Origin of the sequence: Actinoplanes missouriensis 431 (genome assembly GCF_000284295.1) — a bacterium.
Taxonomy (GTDB): domain Bacteria; phylum Actinomycetota; class Actinomycetes; order Mycobacteriales; family Micromonosporaceae; genus Actinoplanes; species Actinoplanes missouriensis.
The window spans coordinates 8,032,084-8,053,793 of the sequence record NC_017093.1 but is presented as its reverse complement, the minus strand read 5'-3'; the positions used below and the strand labels follow the sequence as shown (position 1 = coordinate 8,053,793).

The window sequence follows — 21,710 nt, the reverse complement described above, 5'->3', positions numbered from 1 at the left end:
GGGTTCTTTCAGCGGGCGTCCAGCTCCGCCTGCAGGTCCAGGCGGGCGACGCTGTTCGGTTCTTCGACGGCGCTGAGCTCGGCGAGCCCGGCCGTCGCGTCCAGCTCGGTGATCGCGGCCTCGTGGCCGTCGACCGGCGGCTTGAGGAAGACGAACGTCCGGTACGCCCAGAAGCGGAAGATCGTGGCGATGCCGATGCCGATCACGGTGACCGTCATGAAGAGCAGCTCGTCGTGCTCCTCGGTGAGGCCGAAACCGTACTTGCCGATGGCGATGGCCCCGGACTGGATCAGCATGCCGATCAGGTTGAACCCGAAGAAGAGGGTGTACTCCCGGCGCAGCGCGGTGCGGGTGTGGTTCCGGTACGTCCAGTACCGGTTCGCCAGGTACGCCAGCGAGGTGGTGATCACCGTGCCGATGACGCTGGCCTTCACGGCGCCGATGTCGAGCAGGACGTACGTGATCGCCATGTAGAGCAGCGTGTTGCCGGCGCCGATGATGCCGAAGGCCAGGGCCTCCGGGGCGACGCGGCGCAGGCGTTCCGTCAGCGTGCTGGCTGAGGGCATTGGGCAACCTTACGGGTACAGGGGCGGTGACGCCGGAGTTAGTGTGCGGACGACGACGACGGCGCCACACTCTGGTCCTTGGCCGAGTCGCCGGTGACCCGGAAGACGAAGCGTCGATATGACCAGAAGCGGAACATGGTAGCCAACGCGGTGCCCACGAACTGACCCGAGATGGTGTCCGCGAGCTGACTCTCGAACACCGGCCAGATCCGGCCGAGGCCGTAGTGGCTGAGCGCGAGGATGGCCAGCGAGATGCCGAGGCCGATCGCGTTCATCACGAAGAAGAGCGTGTATTGCCGGGCCATGTGGGTGTGCTGGCCGTGGCGCCAGGTCCAGAACCTGTTCCCGAAGAACGCGACAGTCGTCGCGATCACCGTGGAGATGGTCTTGGCCAGCAGCGGCTCCGTGCCGGAACCGCGCAGGACACTGAAGATGGCCAGGTCGATGGCGAACGATATGCCGCCGACCGTGCCGAACTTGCCCAGCTCACGGACGAGCGCCTGCAGACGTGTGCGCAGGCGGGACGTCTGCGCCGGGTTGGGAGGCACGGCACCGAGGGTACCTGCGGCAGTCATCCCTCGCTGTCCGCGCTGCCTTCTCTTTCGTGCGTCGCCGCCGAGTCTTAACCGTGGCTCCCGGCATGGTGACGCTGACGTAACGGTGTGTGCCGGAATCCGTCGACCTCGCGGATCTCGGCGAGCCGGCCCCGGCAGTCGCCGCACCAGGCGAGGTGGGTGCGCATCCGGTGGGCGTCGCGGGCGGCGAGCCGGCCGCGCACCTGGCCGCCCAGCCGCTCGCCGGCCCACCGGCATTCCGGGTGATCGGCAGCGGTCACGTGCTGCTGCAGATAGAGGCTGCGCAGCCCCTCGCGGGCGCGATGGGCGAGTACGGCCACGGCGTTCGGCGTGAGGCCCATCCGCGGCGCCAGCTCGGCCGGGGTCGAGCCCTCCACCTCGGTCTGCCACAGCACGTCGCGCCAGCGCGGGGGGAGCTGCCGGAACGCGGCGGCGGCGTACGCGCGTTCCAGCCGTTCCAGCGCCGGGTCGGTGTACGGCTCGCCCGCGTCGTACCGGGTCAGGTCGTCGGTGAACTCCAGCCGGCGGTCCATCTTGGCGCGCTGGTAGCAGACGTGCCGCATGGTGGTGTGCAGGTAGGCGCGGAACGCGACGAGCGGGCCACGTCCGGCCCGCAGCGTCGCGAACACCTTGGCGAACGTCTCGGCGGCCAGGTCGTCCACGTCGGCCGGGTCGCGGACCAGCCCGTACGCGAACTGCCGCACGGCCGCGTGGTGCCGCTCGTAGAGCGTGCCGAACGCGGCTGTGTCGCCCGCCCGGACGGCGCTCAGCAAGTCGGTGTCCGAGTCCGCGTCGTTGCCGGGGGTCGTCATTCCGCCTCCTGAGGCCGGACCTGCGCGAGATGTGGCCGGAATTGCGAGGAAAGCCCGATTAGGTGAAAGTCTAAGGTGTTAAGTCCGTTTTGTGAAAGTTGTCAGCGGCGACGGTGTGCCTCGAGCCGGGAAGCGGCGAGACTGCGCGCAGGTGCACCAAGAGGCGAAGAATCGATCGTCTGCGCGCATCGCAACCATAGATTGTGCGGTTGTCCACAGGTTCTACCGATGAACTCCATGCGCTGTCGGGCTTACGCTCATGTGACTCCCATGACAGAGCCGGACTTCCCGGCCGATTCGTCATTGGTCAGTGCCGACCGAAGGAGCTTCATCTTGTCTCTGCCCCCTACCTCGCATCCCCGCCTGCTGGCCTGGGTGGACGAGGTCGCCGCCCTGACAACGCCCGACCGGATCGTCTGGTGCGACGGTTCGGAGGCCGAATGGACCCGGCTCACCGACGAGCTCGTCGAGTCCGGAGCGCTGGTCCGCCTCAACCCGGAGAAGAAACCGAACTCGTTCTGGGCCCGCACCGACCCGTCGGATGTCGCGCGTGTCGAGGAGCGCACCTTCATCTGCTCGGTCGACGAGGCGGACGCCGGTCCGACCAACAACTGGATGGCCCCGGCCGAGATGAAGCAGCTCATGACGGAGCTGTACCGGGGGTCGATGCGGGGCCGCACGATGTACGTGGTGCCGTTCTGCATGGGCCCGCTGGACACTGTGCCTTCGCGCGGCGAAAACCCGAATAAGAACCCGGTGAAGCCGATGTTCGGCGTGGAGCTCACCGACAGCCCGTACGTCGTCGCCAGCATGCGCATCATGACCCGGATGGGGGCAGAGGTCCTGAGCGCGATGGGCGACGACGCGGACTACGTGCCGTGCCTGCACTCGATCGGCGCGCCGCTCGCCGACGGTGCGCAGGACGTCGCCTGGCCGTGCAACGAGACGAAGTACATCTCGCACTTCCCGGAGACCCGCGAGATCTGGTCCTACGGCTCCGGTTACGGCGGCAACTCGCTGCTGGGCAAGAAGTGCTACGCGCTGCGGATCGCCAGCGTGGCCGCCCGCGACGAGGGCTGGCTCGCCGAGCACATGCTGATCATGAAGCTGACCTCGCCGGAGGGTCAGGTCCGCTACATCGCCGGCGCGTTCCCGTCGGCGTGCGGCAAGACCAACCTGGCCATGCTCGAGCCGACGCTGCCCGGCTGGAAGGTCGAGACGGTCGGCGACGACATCGCCTGGATGCGGTTCGGCTCCGACGGCCGGCTGTGGGCCACGAACCCGGAGTTCGGCCTGTTCGGCGTCGCGCCCGGCACCGACTTCCACACCAACCCGAACGCGATGCGCACGCTCGCCAAGGGCAACTCGGTCTTCACCAACGTGGCCCTCACCGACGACGGCGACATCTGGTGGGAGGGCATGGGCGAGCCGCCCGCGCACCTGATCGACTGGAAGGGCAACGACTGGACGCCGGATTCGGATGCCGTCTCGAGCCACCCGAACAGCCGGTTCTGCACCCCGATCGAGCAGTGCCCGATCCTCGCCGACGAGTACCACGACCCGCGCGGCGTCCCGATCGACGCGATCCTCTTCGGCGGCCGCCGCAAGACCACGATTCCGCTGGTCAGCGAGGCCCGCGACTGGGTGCACGGCGTCTACCTCGGCGCCACGCTCTCCAGCGAGACCACGGCCGCGGCGGTCGGCCAGGTCGGCGTGGTGCGCCGGGACCCGATGGCGATGCTGCCGTTCATCGGCTACCACGCCGGCGACTACTTCCAGCACTGGATCGACATGGCGAAGGGCGCGTCCGGCGACGCCGACAAGCTGCCCAAGGTCTTCTACGTGAACTGGTTCCGGCGCGACGCCGACGGCGGGTTCCTCTGGCCGGGCTTCGGCGAGAACAGCCGGGTGCTCAAGTGGGTCGTCGAGCGCCTGGACGGCAAGGCCGACGCGGTGGAGACCCCGATCGGCCACGTGCCGACGCCCGAGTCGCTCGACCTGACCGGCTTGGACATCGACCCGGCCGCGCTGGAAGCCGTGCTGCGGGTCGATCCGGAGGAGTGGCTGGCCGAGATCCCGCAGGTCACCGAGTGGTTCACCAAGTTCGGTGACAAGCTGCCGGCCGTGCTCTGGGCCGAGCTGGACGCGCTGCGCGCCCGCCTGGCCGACGCCTGACCCTGCCCGGCCCGGCGCCGGAGTGACATCGTGGCGTCATGGACGTCTATGACGTTGCGGTGATCGGCGCCGGGCCGGCCGGCTCGGCCGCCGCCCTGGCCGCGCTGCGCGGCGGCGCGCGGGTGCTGCTGCTGGACCGGGCCGGCTTCCCCCGGGACAAGCCGTGCGGCGACGGGATCGCGGCCGAGGCCGTCGACGTGCTGACCGGCCTGGGCGTGCCGGACCCGGTGGCGGGCTTCCGGAGGGTGGAACGGTTGCGGCTGGTGGCGCCCGGCGGCGCCGCGGTGGCCCGGCCGCTGCCGCGTCCGGCGCACACGGTGCCCCGGCGGATCTTCGACGAGCGCCTGGTCCGTGCGGCGGTGGCGGCCGGCGCCGAGTTGCGCCGCCACACCACCCGGAGGGTACGGGGTGACGACCCGATCGTGATCGACGAGAGGTACCGGGCACGGGTGCTGATCGGGGCGGACGGCGCCGGATCGGTGGTGCGCCGCAGCCTCGGGCACGGCGCGAACCCGGCCGGGCACCTGGCGATCGCGATCCGCGGCTACGCGCCGGCCGCCGACACCGGTGAGCAGGTCATCGTCACGACCCGTCAGCGCTGGCCGGCGTACGCCTGGCAGTTCCCGATCGGCGATGGCACCGCCAACGTGGGGTACGGGGAGCTGCTGCGTGGGCGGCCGCTGTCCCGGGCGTACCTGCGCCATCGGCTCGCCCTGCTGCTGCCCGGCGCCGAACCGGCGAGCGTGCGCGGGCACCACCTGCCGTTGTCGACCGCCCGGCCGGCGGCGGGCCGCGGCCGGATCCTGCTCGCCGGCGACGCGCTCTCCCTGATCAACCCGCTGACCGGTGAGGGCATCTTCTACGCGGTGCTCTCCGGGGCGCTGGCCGGCGCGGAAGCAGCGCGCGGGCCGCACGACGTGGCCCGGCGGTACGCGACCGCGCTGCGCCGCCGTCTCGGGCGGCACCTGCGGCACTCGGGGCTCGCCGCCCGGCTCACCGCCTGGCCGCACGTGGCCGACGCCGCCGTCACCGCAGCCGCCGCCGATCCCGGCACGTTCGCCCGGATGGTGGATCTCGGACTCGCGGACGGACTGCTCGACGTTCGCACGATCGGACGCATCGCGACGCGGATGGTGCACTGGCGGCCCGTCCCCGCTTGAGCCCTCAGCGGGGATGGCTACCCTTTGCGGTGATGAGTCTGCGTTCTCTGATCTATTCCATTTACGAGCGGCGGCTGGCCGGCAAGCTCGTCGGCAAGCCCGTGCCCCGGCACGTCGGCGTCATGTGCGACGGCAACCGCCGCTGGGCCCGCGAGATGGGCTTCGTCGACCCCAACGACGGCCACCGCGTCGGCGCGACCCGGGTCAAGGAGCTGCTGACCTGGTGCGACCAGGCCGGCATCGAGCATGTCACGCTCTATCTGCTGGCGACCGACAACCTGCAGCGCCCGGCCGCCGAGCTCGACCCGCTCGTGAAGATCATCGAGGATCTCGCGACCGAGCTGGCCGAGGACGGCAACCCGTGGCGGCTGCGGATGGTCGGCGCGCTCGACGTGCTGCCCTCGGCCACGGCCGCCACGCTGAAAGCGGCGCAGGAGAAGACCCGCGACCGCCGCGACGGCGTCGAGGTCAACATGGCGGTGGGCTACGGCGGGCGGCGTGAGATCACCGACGCGGTCCGCTCGCTGCTCTACGAGCACGCCGCGACCGGGGGCACCCTGGAGGAGCTCGCCGAGATCCTCGACGTGGAGCACATCGCCGAGCACCTCTACACCAAGGGCCAGCCCGACCCGGACCTGGTCATCCGGACCAGCGGCGAGCAGCGGCTCTCCGGTTTCCTGCTGTGGCAGTCGGCGAACTCGGAGTTCTACTTCCACGACGCGAACTGGCCGGACTTCCGCCGCATCGACTTCCTGCGGGCGCTGCGGTCGTACGGCAACCGGCAGCGCCGTTACGGAGCCTGAGCACCGCTCACGAGAAGCGCTTCAGCCCCTCGGTGAGGAACGTGGCGACCTGCTCCGGCGAGTCCAGGGTCAGGTCGGCGGCGCTGGACACCTCGGCGCCGGTCTCCGGGTTCGCCACGGCCACCGCCATGCCGAAGAAGGCGGGGTCGACGGCCTCCCGGGCGCGCAGCGCGTCGAACGCCTTGATGTCGGACATGTCGTCACCGAAATACCACGCGCAGCCGGCGTTGCGGACGCCCTCGGTGATGACCATGCCCTTGTCCTGGTCGACCGGGGGCTTGAGCTCGACGACCATCCGGCCGCCCTGGATCCGCAGGCCGAGCCGCTCGGCCTGCTCGTGGCCCCAGCGCTCGACGGTCCGGGCCAGGCCGGGCGCGGTGCGGTAGTGCAGGGCGACGGAGAGCCGCTTGTACTCCACCAGGATCTCGGCGGGCAGCTCGGTGCGGGCCTGCTCGGCGAGGCGGTCCATGGTGGGGACGAACTCCAGCGCGGCCGGCTCGGTCACCACCTGGCCGTCGTGCCACACCTCCAGCCCGTACAGCCCGTAGAGGTCGACGCCCTCCAGCGACTCGAACCGCGACCGCAGGAAGCTCACCGGCCGGGCTGAGACGATCGCCACACGGGCCACCGCGGACGCCAGCCGCTCCAGCACGCCGAGGACGGCGGGGACCGGCTGCGAGGCGTCGGGGTCGTCGGTGACCGGTGACAGGACACCGTCGAAATCGAAGAAGAACGTGGTCGAGGAGGCCCTCTCGGCGGTGAAAGCCCAGGCCTCGTCGGTGGTCAGCGGATGTGTCGGACGAGCGCTCTCAGCCACGGGCTCAGATTACCCGCGGATGGTCGACTTTCATGCGTGATGATTTCGCGTGGGGCGAGCGTCACCCCTCGGTGCCCGATTTTGCGCACTACCGCGGGACGCAGTTGACCGCTAGCGTCTCGGGTATGGCACGGGGTCATCCCGAGCCAGCCGGCCGGCCCGGACCTGCGATGACTTGCGCCACAGGGCCCGCAATCCGTCCCTGTGCATGTGCCGGCGGCCGGAGGTGGCGGACCGCGGGTGGCGGGTTGCACGCCCGCTGGAGCAGGCCTGTGACATCTCGCCGTACCGATGCCGGTGTCGCTTCGAACTCCGACCCGGCCGACAAGGTGACCAAGACCCGTGCCACGACGCCGCGCCGCAGGGTGCGGGACCGGCACGCCGACGCCGAGCCGGCCCCGGCCGGCCGCGTCTTCGTCCTGGACACTTCGGTCCTGCTGTCCGACCCGGCGGCGTTCCGCCGGTTCACCGACCACGAGGTCGTCGTGCCCCTCGTGGTCATCTCCGAACTGGAGGGCAAACGTCACCACCCCGAGCTGGGCTGGTTCGCCCGGCAGTCGCTGCGCATGCTGGACGAGCTGCGGATCAAGCACGGCCGCCTCGACCAGCCGGTGCTCTGCAACGACGAGGGCGGCACGCTGCGGGTCGAGCTGAACCACGCCGACCAGAGCGCGCTGCCGCACGGCTTCCGCAACGACTCGAACGACACCCGGATCCTCTCGGTGGCGCTCGGGCTGGCCGCGGAGGGCCGGGACGTCACGCTCGTCAGCAAGGACATGCCGTTGCGGGTGAAGGCCGCCTCGGTCGGCATCACCGCCGACGAGTACCGGCACGGCCAGGCCAGCGACCCGACCTGGACCGGCATGGCCGATCTGCGGCTCACCGAGGAGCAGGTGGTCGCCCTCTACTCCGGCGAGGAGCTGGAGGTCGACGAGGCGGAGAACCTGCCCTGCCACACCGGCCTGGTGATCCATTCGTCGCGCGGCTCGGCCCTGGCCCGGGTGAACCCGGACAAGACCATCAAGCTGGTGCGCGGCGACCGGGACGCGTTCGGCCTGCGCGGCCGTTCCGCGGAGCAGCGGGTGGCGCTGGACATCCTGCTCGACGAGTCGATCGGGATCGTCTCGCTCGGCGGCCGGGCCGGCACCGGCAAGTCCGCGCTGGCGCTCTGCGCCGGCCTGGAGGCGACGATGGAGCGCAACCGCCACAAGAAGGTGGTGGTGTTCCGCCCGCTGTACGCGGTCGGCGGCCAGGAGCTCGGCTACCTGCCCGGCAGCGAGGCGGAGAAGATGTCGCCCTGGGCGCAGGCCGTCTTCGACACGCTCGGCGCGGTCGCCCACGCCAACGTGGTCGAGGAGGTCATGGCCCGCGGCATGCTCGAGGTGCTGCCGCTGACCCACATCCGGGGCCGGAGCCTGCACGACGCGTTCGTCATCGTGGACGAGGCGCAGTCGCTGGAGCGCAACGTGCTGCTGACCGTGCTCTCCCGGATCGGCCAGAACTCGCGGGTGGTCCTCACCCACGATGTCGCGCAGCGTGACAATCTGCGGGTCGGCCGGCACGACGGTGTCACGGCGGTCATCGAAGCGCTGAAGGGGCATCCGATCTTCGCCCATGTCACGCTGACCCGTTCGGAGCGATCGCCGATTGCCGAGGTGGTCACCGACCTGCTGGAGGAAATCCCTCTCTGACCCCCCGGTGAGATGACGCCAGCGCGGGACTTTGTGCCGGATTGAGATAAAAAATCGTGTGACTAGCGTCACAAGACCGCGTTGGCATTTCACATCCACTTCACGTTGCGCCATGGTGTTCGGCGAGCGCCATCGAGTGGCAACGTGGTCGGAGATCGACTTCGGGCCACCCCCTCGGAGTTCGAGGCGGCGGCCCAGCGGGGTCGCGGTGCTCGCGGCGCGGTTTCACCCAGTGACGGTGGAGACGCGCCGCGTCATTGCCCCCGACGAAGGGATTCTTCGTGAAGCGGCTCTGGAGCCGGCTCGGAGTTCGTACGGCATCCGTGGGTCTGCTGCTGACCGGTCTGGTCGGCGGCGTCTACCTCGGGCAGAACCGGGAACTCGAGCAGCAGAGCGCCACGTCCCAGCTCGTCCTTCAGGCGGACGCCGACGAGATGCAGCTGCTCAAGGAGCGTCAGGCGCAGCACGCCGCGGCCCGGGCCTTCCGGAGCCAGGCGGAGGACGCCGCGGCGTCCAAGGCGGCCGCCGAGGCGAAGACCGCGGCCACCAAGGCGCGGACGCTGGAGAAGAAGGCGATCGCCGCCGAGGCCGCCGAGAAGAAGGCCGCCGAGGAGAAGAAGAAGAAGGCCGAGGCCGCCGAGTCGGGCGGGCCGGTGGAGTACACCGGCGACATCCCGGAGTCCTGCAACGAGTACAGCGGCAGCCGCAAGATCGGCTGCGCCATGACGCTCGACGCCGGTTTCGGCCTCTCCCAGTTCCCCTGCCTGGACAAGCTGTGGAAGAAGGAGAGTGGCTGGAACTACAAGGCCACGAACCGCAGCTCCGGCGCGTACGGGATCCCGCAGTCGCTGCCCGGCAGCAAGATGGCGTCGGCCGGCTCGGACTGGAAGACCAACCCGGCCACCCAGATCGAGTGGGGCCTCGGCTACATCAAGGGCCGTTACGGCACCCCGTGCAGCGCGTGGAGCCACTCGCAGAACACGGGCTGGTACTGATCTGACTTGAAACGGGGCTGCGCGGCACGCCGCGCAGCCCCGTTTTGCTGTGATCCAATGTCCGTATGGTCCGAAATGTGGCTTCGCTTGTCGTGGCCGTGACGGTCGCGCTGCCGGTCGGCGCCACGCCGGCCCGCGCGGACACGCGCGTCCCCGAGGTGATCGGCGGCGAGATAGCCACGCCCGGCGAGTTCCCCTGGGCGGTGCGGCTCTCGATGGGCTGCGGCGGCGCGCTCACCGCCCCCCGGCTGGTCCTCACGGCCGGGCACTGCGTCGGCGCGACCGGCCCGAACCACCGGATCACCGTCACTGCGGGCTCGTCCGACCTGAAGTCCAAGGACGCGGTCACGGTGAAATCGGTCGAGGTGTTCCGGTCGCCCGGTTTCGTGACCGAGACCGAGGGCAAGGACTGGGCGCTGGTCCGGCTGGAACGCGCGCTCGACCTGCCCACCCTCGACCTGCCCGAGGACGCCGGCGGGGACGAGGGCCCGTTCACGGTGATGGGGTGGGGGCAGACCCGGGAGAGCTCGCTGAAGCAGGAGCGGCGCCTGCACTACGCCGAGGTGCCGATCATCGCGGATCGGGAGTGCGCCAAGGCGTACCGGCAGGCCGGGGTGGAACTGGTCCGCGACGAGTCGATCTGCGCCGGGCGGCACGGGGTCGACACCTGCCAGGGCGACTCCGGCGGGCCGATGGTGCGCCGCGACGCGGCCGGCACGTGGCGGCAGGTGGGCATCGTCAGCTGGGGGCTGGGGTGCGCGCGGGACGGCTACTTCGGCGTCTACACCCAGGTCTCCAAGTTCCGCGACGAGATCCGGGCGGCGATCAGCAAGCTCGGCTGATTCAATCTGGGCTGAGCCCATCCCGGCTGGGCCTCCTGGGTGGCCGGGGATGCGCCGGGCTGCCACCATCGGACCATGGGGTACGACTGGGCGAAGGCACGCGAGGACGAAGCGGCGAGATTCGGCACCGATGCCTTCTACGCGTCGCTGGGCCGGGCGTTCGTGACGATGTGCGCCGTCGTCCCGGGACTCTTCCTGATCGAGGCGATCGACGTCGGCCTCGGTCCCGGCACGCTCGACGTGGCCGGCGGCATCATCCCGCGCCACATCCAGGGCCTCGACGGGGTGCTGTTCAGCCCGTTCCTGCACGCCGACTGGGAGCATCTCTACGGCAACGCGGTGCCGCTCATCCTGCTCGGCACGTTCGTGCTGGCCGGCGGGATGCGCCGGTTCATCTGGTCGACCGTGGTGATCATGGCGGTGGCCGGCCTGGGCGTGTGGTTCATCGGCGACCCGCAGAGCGTGGTGGTCGGCGCCAGCGGCGTGATCTTCGGCTATCTCGGGCTGCTGCTCACCCGCGGCCTGGTCGAGCGCAGCTGGTGGAACATCGCGGTGGCCGCGTTCATCGGCCTGCTCTACTGGTACCAGCTCTACGGCATCCTGCCCACCGACGCCCGGGTCTCCTGGCAGGGCCACCTGCTCGGGCTGGTCGGCGGCGCGCTGGCGGCGGTGCTGTTCCGCCGCCGGCGCTGACCGATTCTGACCAGCGGGGCCTGATCAGAGCGTGGGCAGGTGCCCGTCGAAGTCCACCGCGGAGTAGAGCGCGAGCTTCTCCAGCCGGTGGTACGAGTCGATCACCCGGATCGTCCCGCTCTTGGACCGCATCACGATCGACTGGGTGTGCGCCCCACCGGACCGGTAGCGCACCCCCTTGAGCAGGTCACCGGAGGTCACACCGGTCGCCACGAAGAAGCAGTTGTCGCCGGTGACCAGGTCGTCGGTGCTGAGCACCCGGTCCAGGTCGTGCCCGGCGGCGATCGCCCGCTCCCGCTCCGCCTCGTCGTGCGGCCACAGCTTCGCCTGGATCATGCCGCCGAGGCACTTCAGCGCGCACGCCGCGGTGATGCCCTCCGGGGTGCCGCCGATGCCCATCAGCACGTCGACGTCGGACTCCTCGCGGGCCGCCGAGATGGCCCCGGCGATGTCGCCGTCCGAGATGAACTTGATGTTCGCGCCGGCGTGCCGGACCTCCTCGACCAGCTTCGCGTGCCGGGGACGGTCCAGGATGCACACCGTCACGTCGGAGACGCTCGACCTCTTCGCCTTCGCGATGCGCTTGAGGTTCTCGGTGGCGCCGGCGTTGATGTCGATCACGTCGGCGCAGTCCGGGCCGACCGCGATCTTCTCCATGTAGAACACCGCGCTCGGGTCGAACATCGCGCCCCGCTCGGCCACCGCGAGGACCGCGACGGCGCCCGGCATCCCCTTGCTCATCAGCGTGGTGCCGTCCACCGGGTCGACCGCGACGTCCACCTCCGGCCCGGTGCCGTCGCCGACCTGCTCGCCGTTGAAGAGCATCGGCGCTTCGTCCTTCTCACCCTCGCCGATGACGACGACGCCGCGCATCTGGATCGAGTTGATGAGCTTGCGCATGGCGTCGACGGCGGCGCCGTCACCGCCGTTCTTGTCGCCACGGCCGACCCAGCGTCCGGCGGCCATGGCGGCCGCTTCGGTGACTCGGACGAGGTCGAGGGCGATGTTGCGGTCGAGGTCCTGGGGGACTCGGGCTGGCACGGCGGCCTCCTCGCGACGTTGCGGGGCTGTCAAGTCCTCCGATCCTGGCATCCGCGGACGTGCCCCGTCTCGGTTCAGCGACATGGTTAACAATGGGTTGGTGGAACCCGCGACGTCTGTCCCCGCACCCGCGCCCGCGCGGCTCGCCCCGAAAGAGGGCCGCCGCCCCCGCGACATGGCCTATTCGCTGCTGGTGCTGCTGGTGCCGATCGCGCTGGTGATGGTTTTCTGGAAACTGGTCCTCGACGGCGACAAGCCGATCTCGAAGGACACGACGAGCGCGGTCCAGTCCGCCTCGCAGCGGTTCACCGTGGTGCAGCCGGCCGGCCTGAGCGAGGACTGGTATGTCACGTCCGCCAACTTCCGCGAGGAGGACGGCGGGGCCACCCTGCGTCTCGGTTACGTCGACCCGGAGTCCGACCCGATCCTGCTGGTGCAGAGCACGGTGCCGGCCGCGACCCTGGTCCCCGCCGAGGTGGGCGATCAGGGCAAGCGGACCGGCACGTTCCGCGCCGGCGACCGCACCTGGATGGTCTACTCCGGGCGGCCGGGCGAGACCGCGTTCATCGTCACCGAGCAGAACCGGACCATCCTGCTGATCGGCGAGACCGACCGCGACGACATGGAGACCCTGGCGGCCGCGCTCCGCTGACCGGCGCTCAGTCGCCGGGCCGGGCCGCGCGGGCCGCCTCGATCCGCTCCCGGGCACCGTCCAGCCAGCGCTGGCAGACGTCGGCCAGTTTCTCGCCGCGCTCCCACAGCGCGAGCGACTCCTCCAGGCTCCCGCCGCCCTGCTCCAGACGCTCCACCACGGACGCCAGCTCGGTGCGGGCCTGCTCGTAGCTGAGGTTCTCGTCGCTCACTGGTCACTTCCTACTCTTGCCGCCAGCTCGCCGGACGCGAGCCGGATCCGAAGAAGGTCGTCCGCGGCCACCTCGTCCGCGGCGCGGACCACGTGGCCGTCGGCGCGCTGCACGATCGCATAGCCGCGCTGCAGGGTCGCCGCCGGCGACAGCGCCCGCAGCCGGGCGACGGTGTGCCGCAGGTCGTCGTCGGCGCGGCGCAGCCGGTGCTCCAGGCTGCGCCCGGCGCGGTCCCGCAGCGCGGTCACCTCGGCGGCGCGCTGGTCGATCAGCGACTCCGGGCGGGCCAGCACCGGCCGCGAGCGCCACGACTCGATCCGGTGCCGTTCCCGCTCGATCAGGCCGATGACCGCGCGGTCCAGCCGGTTGCGGGCGAGCTCGATCAGGCGCAGCTCGTCGGCGAGGTCCGGCACGATCCGCTTGGCGGCGTCGGTCGGGGTGGAGGCGCGCAGGTCGGCCACGTAGTCCAGCAGCGGCGCGTCGGTCTCGTGCCCGATCGCGCTGACCACCGGGGTGCGCGCCGCGAACACTGCCCGGCAGAGCGCCTCGTCGGAGAAGGGCAGCAGGTCCTCCACGCTGCCGCCGCCCCGGGCGATCACGATGACGTCGATCGTGTCGTCGTTGTCCAGAACCTTCAGCGCGTCGATGATCTGCGGCACCGCGGTCGGGCCCTGCACCGCCACGTTGACCACCCGGAACTCCACGGCCGGCCAGCGGCGCCGGGTGTTCATCAGCACGTCGCGCTCGGCGGCGCTGGCCCGGCCGGTGATCAGGCCGATCCGGCCGGGCAGGAACGGCAGCCGCCGCTTGCGGTCACGGGCGAACAGGCCCTCCGCGCCGAGCAGCTTCTTCAGCCGCTCCAGCCGCGCCAGCAGCTCACCGAGGCCGACCTGGCGGATCTCGTCGGCGCGCAGGCTCAGCGTGCCCCGGGCGGGATAGAACTCCGGTTTCGCGTGCATGGTGACCCGGGCGCCCTCGGCCAGCTCCGGCGCGCCCGCGTCGAGCACGTCGCGGTGGGCCGTGACGGTCAGGCTCAGGTCGGCGGAGGGGTCACGCAGGGTCAGGAAGACCACGCCCGAGCCGGGCCGGCGGCTGATCTGGGCGACCTGCCCGTCCACCCAGACCCAGCCGAGTTTCGCGATCCAGGCGCCGACTTTCTGGCTGACCACGCGGACCGGCCACGGCTCGTCAGCGGTGCTCTTGGGTTCCGGCTTCTTCGCCTCGGGCTGGGTCACCCGGCCAGATTACGGAAGCCCACCGACATTCTCCCCGCTGCGATCGCCGGTGGCGGCCATGGCGCGGGGCTCGGCGTGCCGCCCGGTGTAGGCGCCGAGGTCCACCGGGGTGCGCCGTTCCGGCAGCCGCTGCTCGATCACGGTCAGCACGGTGAGCACGAGCAGCCCGGCGCAGGCCCAGAAGACCAGGTCCGCGGCCAGGTACTCCGGGTCGACGTGCACGCCGTCCCCGGTGCCGAGGAACGGGAACGGATAGCCGCGCCGCTGCGGGTGATCGGCGAGGCAGCAGCGTGTGGTGGCGGGTACCGTCGCGACGGCCATCCCGGCGAGCGCGAGCAGCCCGGACACCAGGTACCCGGCGCGGCTCGGCCGGATCCGGTGCCGGGCCAGCAGCAGCACGCCGCCGGCCAGCAGCGCCACGTGGAAGATCAGGTACTGCCCGGTCAGGCCGCCGTCCACCTCGACCGCGAGGTTCAGCGCGCCGATGCCGACGAGGAACCAGCCCGCCATCACCCGGAGCACCGCCGGGATGGACGGCCACGCTGCCCACGGGTCCTCGCCCCGATGCGCGCCGCCCATGCGGCCATTATCCCGGCTGATCCGTCACTTTCGGGGCAAAATACCCACGCAGCGCCCGCATCCCGACGATCAAAACCACGATCAACACCAGGCTTGCGTACGTCCAGAGCACCACGTCCACGAGCATCCGTAACCAGTCGGCCGCCCAGCCGTCCTCGATCGCCAGCCGCCGTGCCTCGTCCGGGGTGTCCGCCACACCGCCGCGCACCAGCCACTCGAACGGCCAGCCGCGGTACTCCAGCCATGCGAACATCCCGCCCTCGCTGATGCGGTCCGCCGCCAGCCCGGTGCCCGTCCCGGCCAGCCCGCCGGCGGCCGCCACCGGCACGACGATCCGGGCCGGCAGGCGCAGCCGGTCCCAGAACAGCACGATCAACCCGGCACCGACCGCGGCCACGCTGATCGTCACGTCCCGCACGTCCGGCATGGTCAGGGCCATCACCAGCCAGAACGCGCCGCCGAGCAGGGTCAGCACCCCGATCGCCAGCCGGACCATCCCGGTGTAGAGCTCCGTCATGGGCGGCAGTGTGCCCGACGTCCGCCAGCCCTGCTGTGGCACTGATCGCAGATCGACAGGCAGGGGGAGCGGCCACGTACCATGGCCGGGTGACTGAACCTCGTAAGCGGGTGTTGCTCGCCAAGCCGCGTGGCTACTGCGCCGGCGTCGACCGCGCCGTGCAGACCGTCGAGGAGGCGCTGAAGCTCTACGGCGCCCCGGTCTACGTGCGCAAGCAGATCGTGCACAACAAACACGTGGTCAGCACCCTGGAGGCCCGCGGTGCGATCTTCGTGGAGGAGAACTACGAGGTCCCCGAGGGGTCCACGGTCGTCTTCTCCGCCCACGGCGTTGCGCCCGAGGTCCACGAGCAGGCCCGCGAGCGCAACCTCAAGGCGATCGACGCGACCTGCCCCCTGGTGACGAAGGTGCACCACGAGGCGAAACGGTTCGCCGCCGAGGACTACGACATCCTGCTGATCGGTCACGAGGGTCACGAGGAGGTCATCGGCACCTCCGGCGAGGCCCCCGCGCACATCCAGCTGGTCGACGGCCCGGACGACGTGGAGAACGTCGTGGTCCGCGACCCGTCCAAGGTCGTCTGGCTGTCGCAGACCACGCTCTCGGTCGACGAGACGATGGAGACGGTGGCCCGGCTGAAGACCCGGCTGCCGCTGCTGCAGTCGCCGCCCAGCGACGACATCTGCTACGCCACCTCCAACCGCCAGCACGTGATCAAGGAGATCGCCCCGGACTGCGACGTGGTCATCGTCGTCGGCTCGACGAACTCGTCGAACTCGGTGCGGCTCGTCGAGGTCGCCCTCGGCGCCGGCGCCCGGGCCGGTCACCTGGTCGACTACGCCGCCGAGATCCAGGACGAGTGGCTGGCCGGCGCCACCACGGTCGGCGTCTCGTCCGGTGCCAGCGTCCCGGACGAGCTGGTCATGGAGGTGCTCGCCCACCTCGCCGAGCGCGGCTTCGGCGAGGTCACGGAGTACACGACCGCGGAAGAACGGTTGACGTTCTCGCTGCCCCAGGAACTGCGCCGCGACATGAAAGCCGCGGCCGCCGCTAGGGCTGCTGGCTGAGCTCGGGAGCTTGAGGTTGGCGGGGCATGACCTCGACCTGCGGCGTCTCCATGAGGTCGTCGCCGGTCACGCCCATCTCGGCCAGCTTGCGGGCGCTCACCAGCACCCGTGACTCCAGCGAGCCGACGGCCTTGTTGTACGCGGTGACCGCCCCGGTCAGCGACGTGCCCAGCTTCGCCACGTGGTCGCCGAGCGTGGACAGCCGGGCGTAGAGCTCCCGGCCCAGGCTGTGCACCGCCACCGCGTTGCGGGCCAGTGCCTCCTGGCGCCAGGAGTACGCGACGGTGCGCAGCAGGGCGATCAGGGTGGCCGGGGTGGCCAGGACCACGTGCCGGCGGAACGCGTGCTCCATCAGCCCCGGGTCCCGCTGCAGGGCCGCGTCCAGGAACGGGTCCGCCGGGACGAACAGCACCACGAAGTCGGTGGCCTCGTCGAACGCCGCCCAGTACTTCTTCGCCGACAACTGGTCCACGTGCGCGCGCAGGTGCCGGGCGTGCATGTCCAGGTGGCCGTCGCGGGTGCGCTCGTCGCGGGCCTCCATCGCCGACAGGTACCCGTCCAGCGGCGCCTTCGCGTCCACCACCACGGCCCGGCCGCCGTGCAGCCGCACCACCAGGTCGGGCCGGACCCCCTGATCGTCGGTGGCCGCCGTGACCTGCTCGGCGAAGTCGCAGTGCTCCAGCAGCCCGGCCGCCTCCACGATGCGCCGCAGCTGATGCTCACCCCAGCGGCCGCGCACCTGCGGCGCGCGCAGCGCCGACACCAGCTGCCGGGTCTCGGTGCGCAGCTCGCCCGAGACCGCGCCCATCACCCGGACCTGTTCGCGCAGCTCCGCGTACGCGTCCACCCGGTCGTGCTCCAGCTGGGCGACCCGCTCCTCGTACCGGCGCAGGGTCTCGTGCAGCGGCGCCACCGCTCGGGCCACCGCCTCCTGGGACTGCGCGGTCGCCTCATAGGACAGTGCCCGAAGCGACTGCTCCATCCGCTGCTCACCCTCCCGGGCCGCCTCCAGGGTCGCCTCCAGCCGGGCGATGTCGGTGGCGGCGCGTGCCCGGGCGACCAGCCAGCCCAGGGCGGCGCCGGCGGCGAGGCAGACGAGGATCACAGCGAGCGTGGAGAACGTCACTTGGAGAAGATTGCCAGACCGGTGACACATGACCCGCAGAGGTACCGTGGGAAACATGAAGGGCGTGTTACTCATCCTGGTGATCCTCGCGCTGGTGGCGCTGGTCATCGCCGCGACGCAGCGCAGTGGACAGGCTCGCCGGCAGACGCAGCTCGAGGACGCCCGCGCCGAGGCGCAGCGGTGGTACGAGCGGCTCGGCGGTCAGGTGATGAACCTGGTCTCCGAGGACCCGGCGGCCCGTCAGGCGCTCGCTGACGCGAGCGAGCGGTACAACGCGGCAGGCGGTCAGCTCCAGCAGGCCAATTCGGTCCGGCAGTACGAGCTGGCCCGCGAGTCGGCTCTGGAGGGCCTCGCCTACGTGCGGGCCGCGCGCACCGCGATGGGCATCGACCCCGGCCCCGAGCTGCCGCCGCTGGCCGCCTCCCGGGGCAGCGGGCAGCTCACCCGGGAACGGGAGGTCACCGTCGAGGGTCATCAGTACCGCGCGGGCCCGCAGCCCGGCCCCGGCACGCCCTACTACTACCCCGGCGGCCGGGTGCAGGGCCGCCCGGTGCCCGCCGGGTGGTACTCGACGCCCGTGTGGAAGACCGCGCTCGGCGCGGGTGCCGGCGTCCTCGGCGGCATGCTGATCTTCGACGCGCTGTTCTCGCCCGCCTTCGGCGACGTGGGCATCGTCGGCGGCGACGGCGACTGGGGCGGCGACTGGGGCGGGCAGGACTGGGGCGGCGACGCCCAGGCCGCCGACTTCGGCGGCAATGACCTCAGCGGCGGCAGCGACTCCAGCGGTGGCGGCGACTGGGGTGGCGGTGGCGACTGGGGTGGCGGCGGCGACTGGGGTGGCGGCGGCGACATCTGACCGCTGTCAGAAACGCCGGACCGGCTGGTTCTTCTTCACGAGCATCCAGTGCTCCAGCTCCCGGCGCAGCGCCCGCGACGTCGGCCACAGCTGACTCAGGTCGGCGGTGAACGCCGGGCCGCGAGGCGTGTCGGTCAGCGGCGGCGCGCCATCCGCGGCGTCCTGCACCGGATGCACCGTGTCCAGGTCACCGGGCACCACCTCGAGGACCGTGCGCAGACCGGCCCGGCGGATCACCACGGCGGCCACGTCCCGCCACTCCAGCAGAATCGGGTCGCTGTCCTGCGCCGCCAGCTCCAGGCCGGCCTCCGACACCCGTACCCAGGTGGGAAGCGACCCTCTCGCAGAGAGGGTGTAGACGCCCGCGGCGCCGGCCGCGACCGCGACCGCCTGCGCGGCGGTGACCCACCACGGTTCGCCCGTCCCACGGGCGAACCGGGCCACCACCGGCGACACCGCCAGGTAGGCCACCAGCAGCGCGGCGAACACCATCAAGAAGGCGCGCACCGGCGAGGACCGGAACAGCACCGCGTCCCGGGCCGGGGCCTGGACCTCCTCCGGGGCGAATGACATGCCCTAATGGTGGACCAGCACACGGCCCCGGCACCGGGAATCGGATCAGAACGCGCAGGCGATGACGAGCTCCGGGGTGCGGTCGCGCAGCAGGTCCAGCTTCGTGATCCGGCCCGCCGCCCGGAAGTCGCCCTCGACCAGCGCCAGCCGATCCAGCAGATCGGCCGGCCCGAGCGCCTCGGCGAGCGGCACCTCCGTCTTCATCGAGAGCTTGCGGTCCGACTTCGCCCGGCGGACCTGCCGCAGCGCCTCACCCGCCAGATCCAGCAGCGACGGGTCGCTCTCCGGCGCCACCCGGGACAGCTCGTGCGTCGTCGGCCACGTCGCCTGGTGCACCGAGCCGTACCGCCACCACGACCAGACCTCCTCCGTGACGTACGGCAGGAACGGCGCGAACAGCCGCAACAGCGCCGACAGCCCGGCGGCGAGCGCGGCCCGGGCCGAGTCCGCGCCCGGACCGTCCGAGTACGCCCGGTCCTTGACCAGCTCGATGTAGTCGTCGCAGAACGTCCAGAAGAACGTCTCCGTGACCTGCAGCGCGTCGGTGTGCTGGAACCGCTCGAACGCCGCCGTCGCCTCGCTGACCACCGATGTGAGACGGCCCAGCATCGCCCGGTCCAGCGGTTCCGTGACCGGTTTCCGCAGCGCCTCCGCGGCGCCCAGGCCCAGCGCGAACCGGGACGCGTTCAGCAGCTTCGTCGCCAGCCGCCGCCCGACCTTCAGCTGCGCCGGCTCGAACGCCAGGTCGGCGCCGGGACGGCCGCTCGCCGCCCAGTACCGCACCGCGTCCGACCCGTACTGCTCCAGCAGCGCGAGCGGCGTCTCCACCTCGTTGCCCTTGGACTTCGAGATCTTCTTGTGGTCCGGGTCGAGGATCCAGCCGGACAGCACGGCCCGCTCCCACGGCAGCGTGCCGCCGAGCTGCTCGCCGCGCAGGACCGACGCGAACAGCCAGGTCCGGATGATCTCCTGGCCCTGCGGGCGCAGATCCATCGGGTACGTGCGGCGGTGCAGATCCTCGTCCGTGCTCCAGCCCGTGACGATCTGCGGTGTCAGCGACGACGTCGCCCAGGTGTCCATGACATCCGGGTCCGCCGTGAACCCGCCCGGCACGTCCCGCTGCTCCTCGGTGAACCCCGGCGGGCACTCCGACGACGGGTCGACCGGCAGGCTCTCCATCGGCGGGATCAGCGGGTCCGCGTAGTCCGGCTCACCCGCGGCGTCCACCCGGTACCAGACCGGGATCGGCACACCGAAGAACCGCTGCCGGCTGATCAGCCAGTCACCGGTCAGGCCGCCGACCCAGTGCTCGTACCGATGGCGCATGCTCTCCGGCACCCAGCGCAGCTCACGGCCCCGCTCCAGCAGGCGCTCCCGCAGCTGCTGGTCACGCCCGCCGTTGCGGATGAACCACTGCCGGCTGGTGACGATCTCCAGCGGCGTGTCGCCCTTCTCGTAGAACTTGACCGGATGCGTGACCGGCCGCGGCTCCCCGATCAGGCCACCGGACTCGCCCAGCAGCCGGACCATCTCCTTGCGGGCCGCCGCCACGGTCAGCCCGGCGAAATGCTGGTACGCCGCCGACGGGACCCCCTCCGGACGATCCGGGAGGAACCGTCCGTCACGGCCCAGGACGACACGGGTGTCCAGCTTGAGGTCACGCCACCACGTGACGTCGGTGAGGTCACCGAACGTGCAGACCATGGCTATCCCCGTACCCTTGTCGGCGGCAGCCAGCGGATGGGCCAGAACCGGGACCTCGACATCGAAGAAGGGTGTCCGGGCCGAGGTGAGGCCCGTGAAGCGGGGATCACCCGGATGGTGAACGAGCGCGACACACGCCGGCAGCAACTCCGGCCGGGTCGTGTCGACCTCGATCGGTCCGTTGTCGCCGGTGAACCGCAGCGTGTGGTAGGCGCCCTGCCTCTCCCGATCCTCCAGCTCGGCCTGCGCGACAGCGGTGCGGAAACCGACGTCCCACAGGGTCGGCGCCTCCGAGGTGTAGGCGTCGCCGCTGCTCAGGTTCGCGAGGAACGCCCGCTGCGCGATCCGGCGGGCCGTCGCCCCGATCGTCGAATACGTCAGTCCCCAGTCGACGGACAGCCCCAGCCGCCGCCACAGCGACTCGAACGCCTTCTCGTCCTCGGCGGTGAGCCTCTCGCACAACTCGACGAAGTTCCGCCGGGAGATCGAGACGGGCGGCTTCGGCGGTTTCGCCGGCGGCGCCCAATCCGCGTCGTAGGGCAGCGACGGGTCGCAGCGGACACCGAACACGTTCTGCACGCGGCGCTCGGTGGGCAGGCCGTTGTCGTCCCAGCCCATCGGATAGAAGACGGCCTTGCCGCGCATCCGCTGGAAACGCGCGACCGTGTCGGTGTGCGTGTAGGAGAAGACGTGCCCGATATGCAGCGATCCGGATACGGTCGGCGGGGGTGTGTCGATCGAGAACACGTCCGAGCGCTCCTTGGAACGGTCGAACGCGTACGTGCCCTCCCCCTGCCAGTGCGACGCCCACTTCTCCTCGAGGCCGTCCAGCGACGGGCGCTCGGGGAGACCGTGACGTCCGGTTCCCGTATCAGTCATGCCGTTCAGCCTAGGGTTCCGGTGGTGCGATCGGCGAGGCGATTAGGCCGTACGGTGATCGGGGTGTCTGCGGGGTTTGCCGGCGTCCAGCTCCTCCGGGCGGTGGGGCGCATGCATCGGCGTTGCGCGTGCGCCCACCGC

At 71.1% G+C, this 21,710-nt stretch carries 22 protein-coding genes; 10 read left to right on the top strand and 12 right to left on the bottom strand.

Annotated features, from left to right (window positions below; all coding sequences use genetic code 11):
• Positions 1–8: 8 nt before the first annotated feature.
• From AMIS_RS36710 to AMIS_RS36700, 3 genes are read right to left on the bottom strand one after another with little or no spacing between them, the layout of a single operon-like run.
• Entirely contained in the window at positions 9–566 is a 558-nt protein-coding gene (locus AMIS_RS36710) for a GtrA family protein (protein WP_014447544.1), read from the bottom strand.
• Between the two features lie 38 nt (positions 567–604).
• A complete protein-coding gene (locus AMIS_RS36705) occupies positions 605–1,141 on the bottom strand; it encodes a GtrA family protein (RefSeq protein ID WP_014447543.1) in 537 nt (178 codons plus the stop codon).
• 47 nt (positions 1,142–1,188) lie between these two features.
• Positions 1,189–1,953 carry a sigma-70 family RNA polymerase sigma factor gene (locus AMIS_RS36700; RefSeq protein ID WP_014447542.1) on the bottom strand — a complete coding sequence of 255 codons (765 nt, stop codon included), beginning with the start codon at positions 1,951–1,953 and terminating at the stop codon, positions 1,189–1,191.
• A 270-nt stretch (positions 1,954–2,223) separates the two neighbouring features.
• On the opposite strand from AMIS_RS36700, the gene AMIS_RS36695 reads away from it, so the two are divergent.
• From AMIS_RS36695 to AMIS_RS36685, 3 genes are read left to right on the top strand one after another with little or no spacing between them, the layout of a single operon-like run.
• Positions 2,224–4,128, top strand: a complete 1,905-nt coding sequence (locus tag AMIS_RS36695) for a phosphoenolpyruvate carboxykinase (GTP) (RefSeq protein ID WP_014447541.1) — start codon at positions 2,224–2,226, stop codon at positions 4,126–4,128.
• A gap of 38 nt (positions 4,129–4,166) precedes the next feature.
• Complete coding sequence (locus tag AMIS_RS36690) at positions 4,167–5,288, top strand: geranylgeranyl reductase family protein (RefSeq protein WP_014447540.1); 1,122 nt, start codon at positions 4,167–4,169, stop codon at positions 5,286–5,288.
• A gap of 32 nt (positions 5,289–5,320) precedes the next feature.
• Entirely contained in the window at positions 5,321–6,091 is a 771-nt protein-coding gene (locus AMIS_RS36685) for an isoprenyl transferase (RefSeq protein ID WP_041830290.1), read from the top strand.
• Positions 6,092–6,098: 7 nt separating this feature from the next.
• On the opposite strand, the gene otsB is transcribed toward AMIS_RS36685, so the two are convergent.
• Positions 6,099–6,908 carry a trehalose-phosphatase gene (gene otsB / locus AMIS_RS36680; protein ID WP_014447538.1) on the bottom strand — a complete coding sequence of 270 codons (810 nt, stop codon included), beginning with the start codon at positions 6,906–6,908 and terminating at the stop codon, positions 6,099–6,101.
• A 272-nt stretch (positions 6,909–7,180) separates the two neighbouring features.
• Between otsB and AMIS_RS36675 the strand changes: the two genes are divergently transcribed.
• The 4 genes from AMIS_RS36675 (at position 7,181) to AMIS_RS36660 (ending at position 11,129) form a co-directional block, all read left to right on the top strand.
• Positions 7,181–8,599 carry a PhoH family protein gene (locus tag AMIS_RS36675; RefSeq protein WP_014447537.1) on the top strand — a complete coding sequence of 473 codons (1,419 nt, stop codon included), beginning with the start codon at positions 7,181–7,183 and terminating at the stop codon, positions 8,597–8,599.
• A gap of 281 nt (positions 8,600–8,880) precedes the next feature.
• Positions 8,881–9,594, top strand: coding sequence for an aggregation-promoting factor C-terminal-like domain-containing protein (locus tag AMIS_RS36670; protein ID WP_014447536.1), 714 nt, complete (start codon positions 8,881–8,883; stop codon positions 9,592–9,594).
• 77 nt (positions 9,595–9,671) lie between these two features.
• On the top strand, positions 9,672–10,436 hold the full coding sequence (locus tag AMIS_RS36665) for a S1 family peptidase (protein ID WP_231859165.1): 765 nt from the start codon (positions 9,672–9,674) through the stop codon (positions 10,434–10,436).
• 75 nt (positions 10,437–10,511) lie between these two features.
• The gene (locus AMIS_RS36660) at positions 10,512–11,129 is read left to right on the top strand and encodes a rhomboid family intramembrane serine protease (RefSeq protein WP_014447534.1); all 618 of its coding nucleotides are present in this window, start codon (positions 10,512–10,514) and stop codon (positions 11,127–11,129) included.
• A 24-nt stretch (positions 11,130–11,153) separates the two neighbouring features.
• Here AMIS_RS36660 and glpX read toward each other — a convergent pair whose 3' ends face one another.
• Entirely contained in the window at positions 11,154–12,221 is a 1,068-nt protein-coding gene (gene glpX / locus AMIS_RS36655; RefSeq protein WP_014447533.1) for a class II fructose-bisphosphatase, read from the bottom strand.
• Between the two features lie 49 nt (positions 12,222–12,270).
• Here glpX and AMIS_RS36650 point away from each other — a divergent pair, with 49 nt between their 5' ends.
• On the top strand, positions 12,271–12,822 hold the full coding sequence (locus AMIS_RS36650) for a DUF4245 domain-containing protein (RefSeq protein WP_231859164.1): 552 nt from the start codon (positions 12,271–12,273) through the stop codon (positions 12,820–12,822).
• Between the two features lie 7 nt (positions 12,823–12,829).
• Here the strand turns inward: AMIS_RS36650 and AMIS_RS36645 are convergent, their stop codons facing one another.
• The 4 genes from AMIS_RS36645 to AMIS_RS36630 are packed head-to-tail and all read right to left on the bottom strand — an operon-like array spanning position 12,830 to position 15,364.
• Positions 12,830–13,033, bottom strand: coding sequence for an exodeoxyribonuclease VII small subunit (locus AMIS_RS36645; RefSeq protein WP_014447531.1), 204 nt, complete (start codon positions 13,031–13,033; stop codon positions 12,830–12,832).
• Complete coding sequence (xseA, locus tag AMIS_RS36640) at positions 13,030–14,268, bottom strand: exodeoxyribonuclease VII large subunit (RefSeq protein ID WP_014447530.1); 1,239 nt, start codon at positions 14,266–14,268, stop codon at positions 13,030–13,032. The genes AMIS_RS36645 and xseA overlap by 4 nt, the downstream gene beginning before the upstream one ends.
• A 9-nt stretch (positions 14,269–14,277) precedes the next feature.
• A complete protein-coding gene (locus AMIS_RS36635; RefSeq protein ID WP_014447529.1) occupies positions 14,278–14,847 on the bottom strand; it encodes a hypothetical protein in 570 nt (189 codons plus the stop codon).
• A 7-nt stretch (positions 14,848–14,854) separates the two neighbouring features.
• Positions 14,855–15,364 carry a hypothetical protein gene (locus AMIS_RS36630; RefSeq protein ID WP_014447528.1) on the bottom strand — a complete coding sequence of 170 codons (510 nt, stop codon included), beginning with the start codon at positions 15,362–15,364 and terminating at the stop codon, positions 14,855–14,857.
• An 89-nt stretch (positions 15,365–15,453) separates the two neighbouring features.
• On the opposite strand from AMIS_RS36630, the gene AMIS_RS36625 reads away from it, so the two are divergent.
• Positions 15,454–16,431: a 4-hydroxy-3-methylbut-2-enyl diphosphate reductase gene (locus tag AMIS_RS36625; RefSeq protein WP_014447527.1), complete on the top strand. Its 978-nt coding sequence runs from the start codon at positions 15,454–15,456 to the stop codon at positions 16,429–16,431.
• On the opposite strand, the gene rmuC is transcribed toward AMIS_RS36625, so the two are convergent.
• Positions 16,415–17,587: a DNA recombination protein RmuC gene (gene rmuC, locus AMIS_RS36620; protein ID WP_014447526.1), complete on the bottom strand. Its 1,173-nt coding sequence runs from the start codon at positions 17,585–17,587 to the stop codon at positions 16,415–16,417. The genes AMIS_RS36625 and rmuC overlap by 17 nt on opposite strands.
• 25 nt (positions 17,588–17,612) lie before the next feature.
• Here rmuC and AMIS_RS36615 point away from each other — a divergent pair, with 25 nt between their 5' ends.
• Positions 17,613–18,413 (top strand): hypothetical protein, encoded by an 801-nt coding sequence (locus AMIS_RS36615; RefSeq protein WP_014447525.1) that lies wholly within the window; start codon positions 17,613–17,615, stop codon positions 18,411–18,413.
• Between the two features lie 6 nt (positions 18,414–18,419).
• Here the strand turns inward: AMIS_RS36615 and AMIS_RS36610 are convergent, their stop codons facing one another.
• Positions 18,420–18,986, bottom strand: coding sequence for a hypothetical protein (locus tag AMIS_RS36610; RefSeq protein ID WP_014447524.1), 567 nt, complete (start codon positions 18,984–18,986; stop codon positions 18,420–18,422).
• Between the two features lie 45 nt (positions 18,987–19,031).
• A complete protein-coding gene (gene valS / locus AMIS_RS36605; RefSeq protein WP_014447523.1) occupies positions 19,032–21,569 on the bottom strand; it encodes a valine--tRNA ligase in 2,538 nt (845 codons plus the stop codon).
• Between the last annotated feature and the right edge of the window lie 141 nt (positions 21,570–21,710).

Coding starts and splice junctions, on each gene's coding strand:
- AMIS_RS36690 (WP_014447540.1), top strand. CDS start 4,167: ATGGACGTCTATGACGTTGCGGTGATCGGCGCCGGGCCGGCCGGCTCG.
- AMIS_RS36710 (WP_014447544.1), bottom strand. CDS start 566: ATGCCCTCAGCCAGCACGCTGACGGAACGCCTGCGCCGCGTCGCCCCG.
- AMIS_RS36685 (WP_041830290.1), top strand. CDS start 5,321: ATGAGTCTGCGTTCTCTGATCTATTCCATTTACGAGCGGCGGCTGGCC.
- AMIS_RS36660 (WP_014447534.1), top strand. CDS start 10,512: ATGGGGTACGACTGGGCGAAGGCACGCGAGGACGAAGCGGCGAGATTC.
- AMIS_RS36705 (WP_014447543.1), bottom strand. CDS start 1,141: ATGACTGCCGCAGGTACCCTCGGTGCCGTGCCTCCCAACCCGGCGCAG.
- AMIS_RS36700 (WP_014447542.1), bottom strand. CDS start 1,953: ATGACGACCCCCGGCAACGACGCGGACTCGGACACCGACTTGCTGAGC.
- AMIS_RS36635 (WP_014447529.1), bottom strand. CDS start 14,847: ATGGGCGGCGCGCATCGGGGCGAGGACCCGTGGGCAGCGTGGCCGTCC.
- glpX (WP_014447533.1), bottom strand. CDS start 12,221: ATGCCAGGATCGGAGGACTTGACAGCCCCGCAACGTCGCGAGGAGGCC.
- AMIS_RS36615 (WP_014447525.1), top strand. CDS start 17,613: ATGAAGGGCGTGTTACTCATCCTGGTGATCCTCGCGCTGGTGGCGCTG.
- valS (WP_014447523.1), bottom strand. CDS start 21,569: ATGACTGATACGGGAACCGGACGTCACGGTCTCCCCGAGCGCCCGTCG.
- AMIS_RS36630 (WP_014447528.1), bottom strand. CDS start 15,364: ATGACGGAGCTCTACACCGGGATGGTCCGGCTGGCGATCGGGGTGCTG.
- AMIS_RS36610 (WP_014447524.1), bottom strand. CDS start 18,986: ATGTCATTCGCCCCGGAGGAGGTCCAGGCCCCGGCCCGGGACGCGGTG.
- rmuC (WP_014447526.1), bottom strand. CDS start 17,587: ATGTGTCACCGGTCTGGCAATCTTCTCCAAGTGACGTTCTCCACGCTC.
- AMIS_RS36695 (WP_014447541.1), top strand. CDS start 2,224: ATGACAGAGCCGGACTTCCCGGCCGATTCGTCATTGGTCAGTGCCGAC.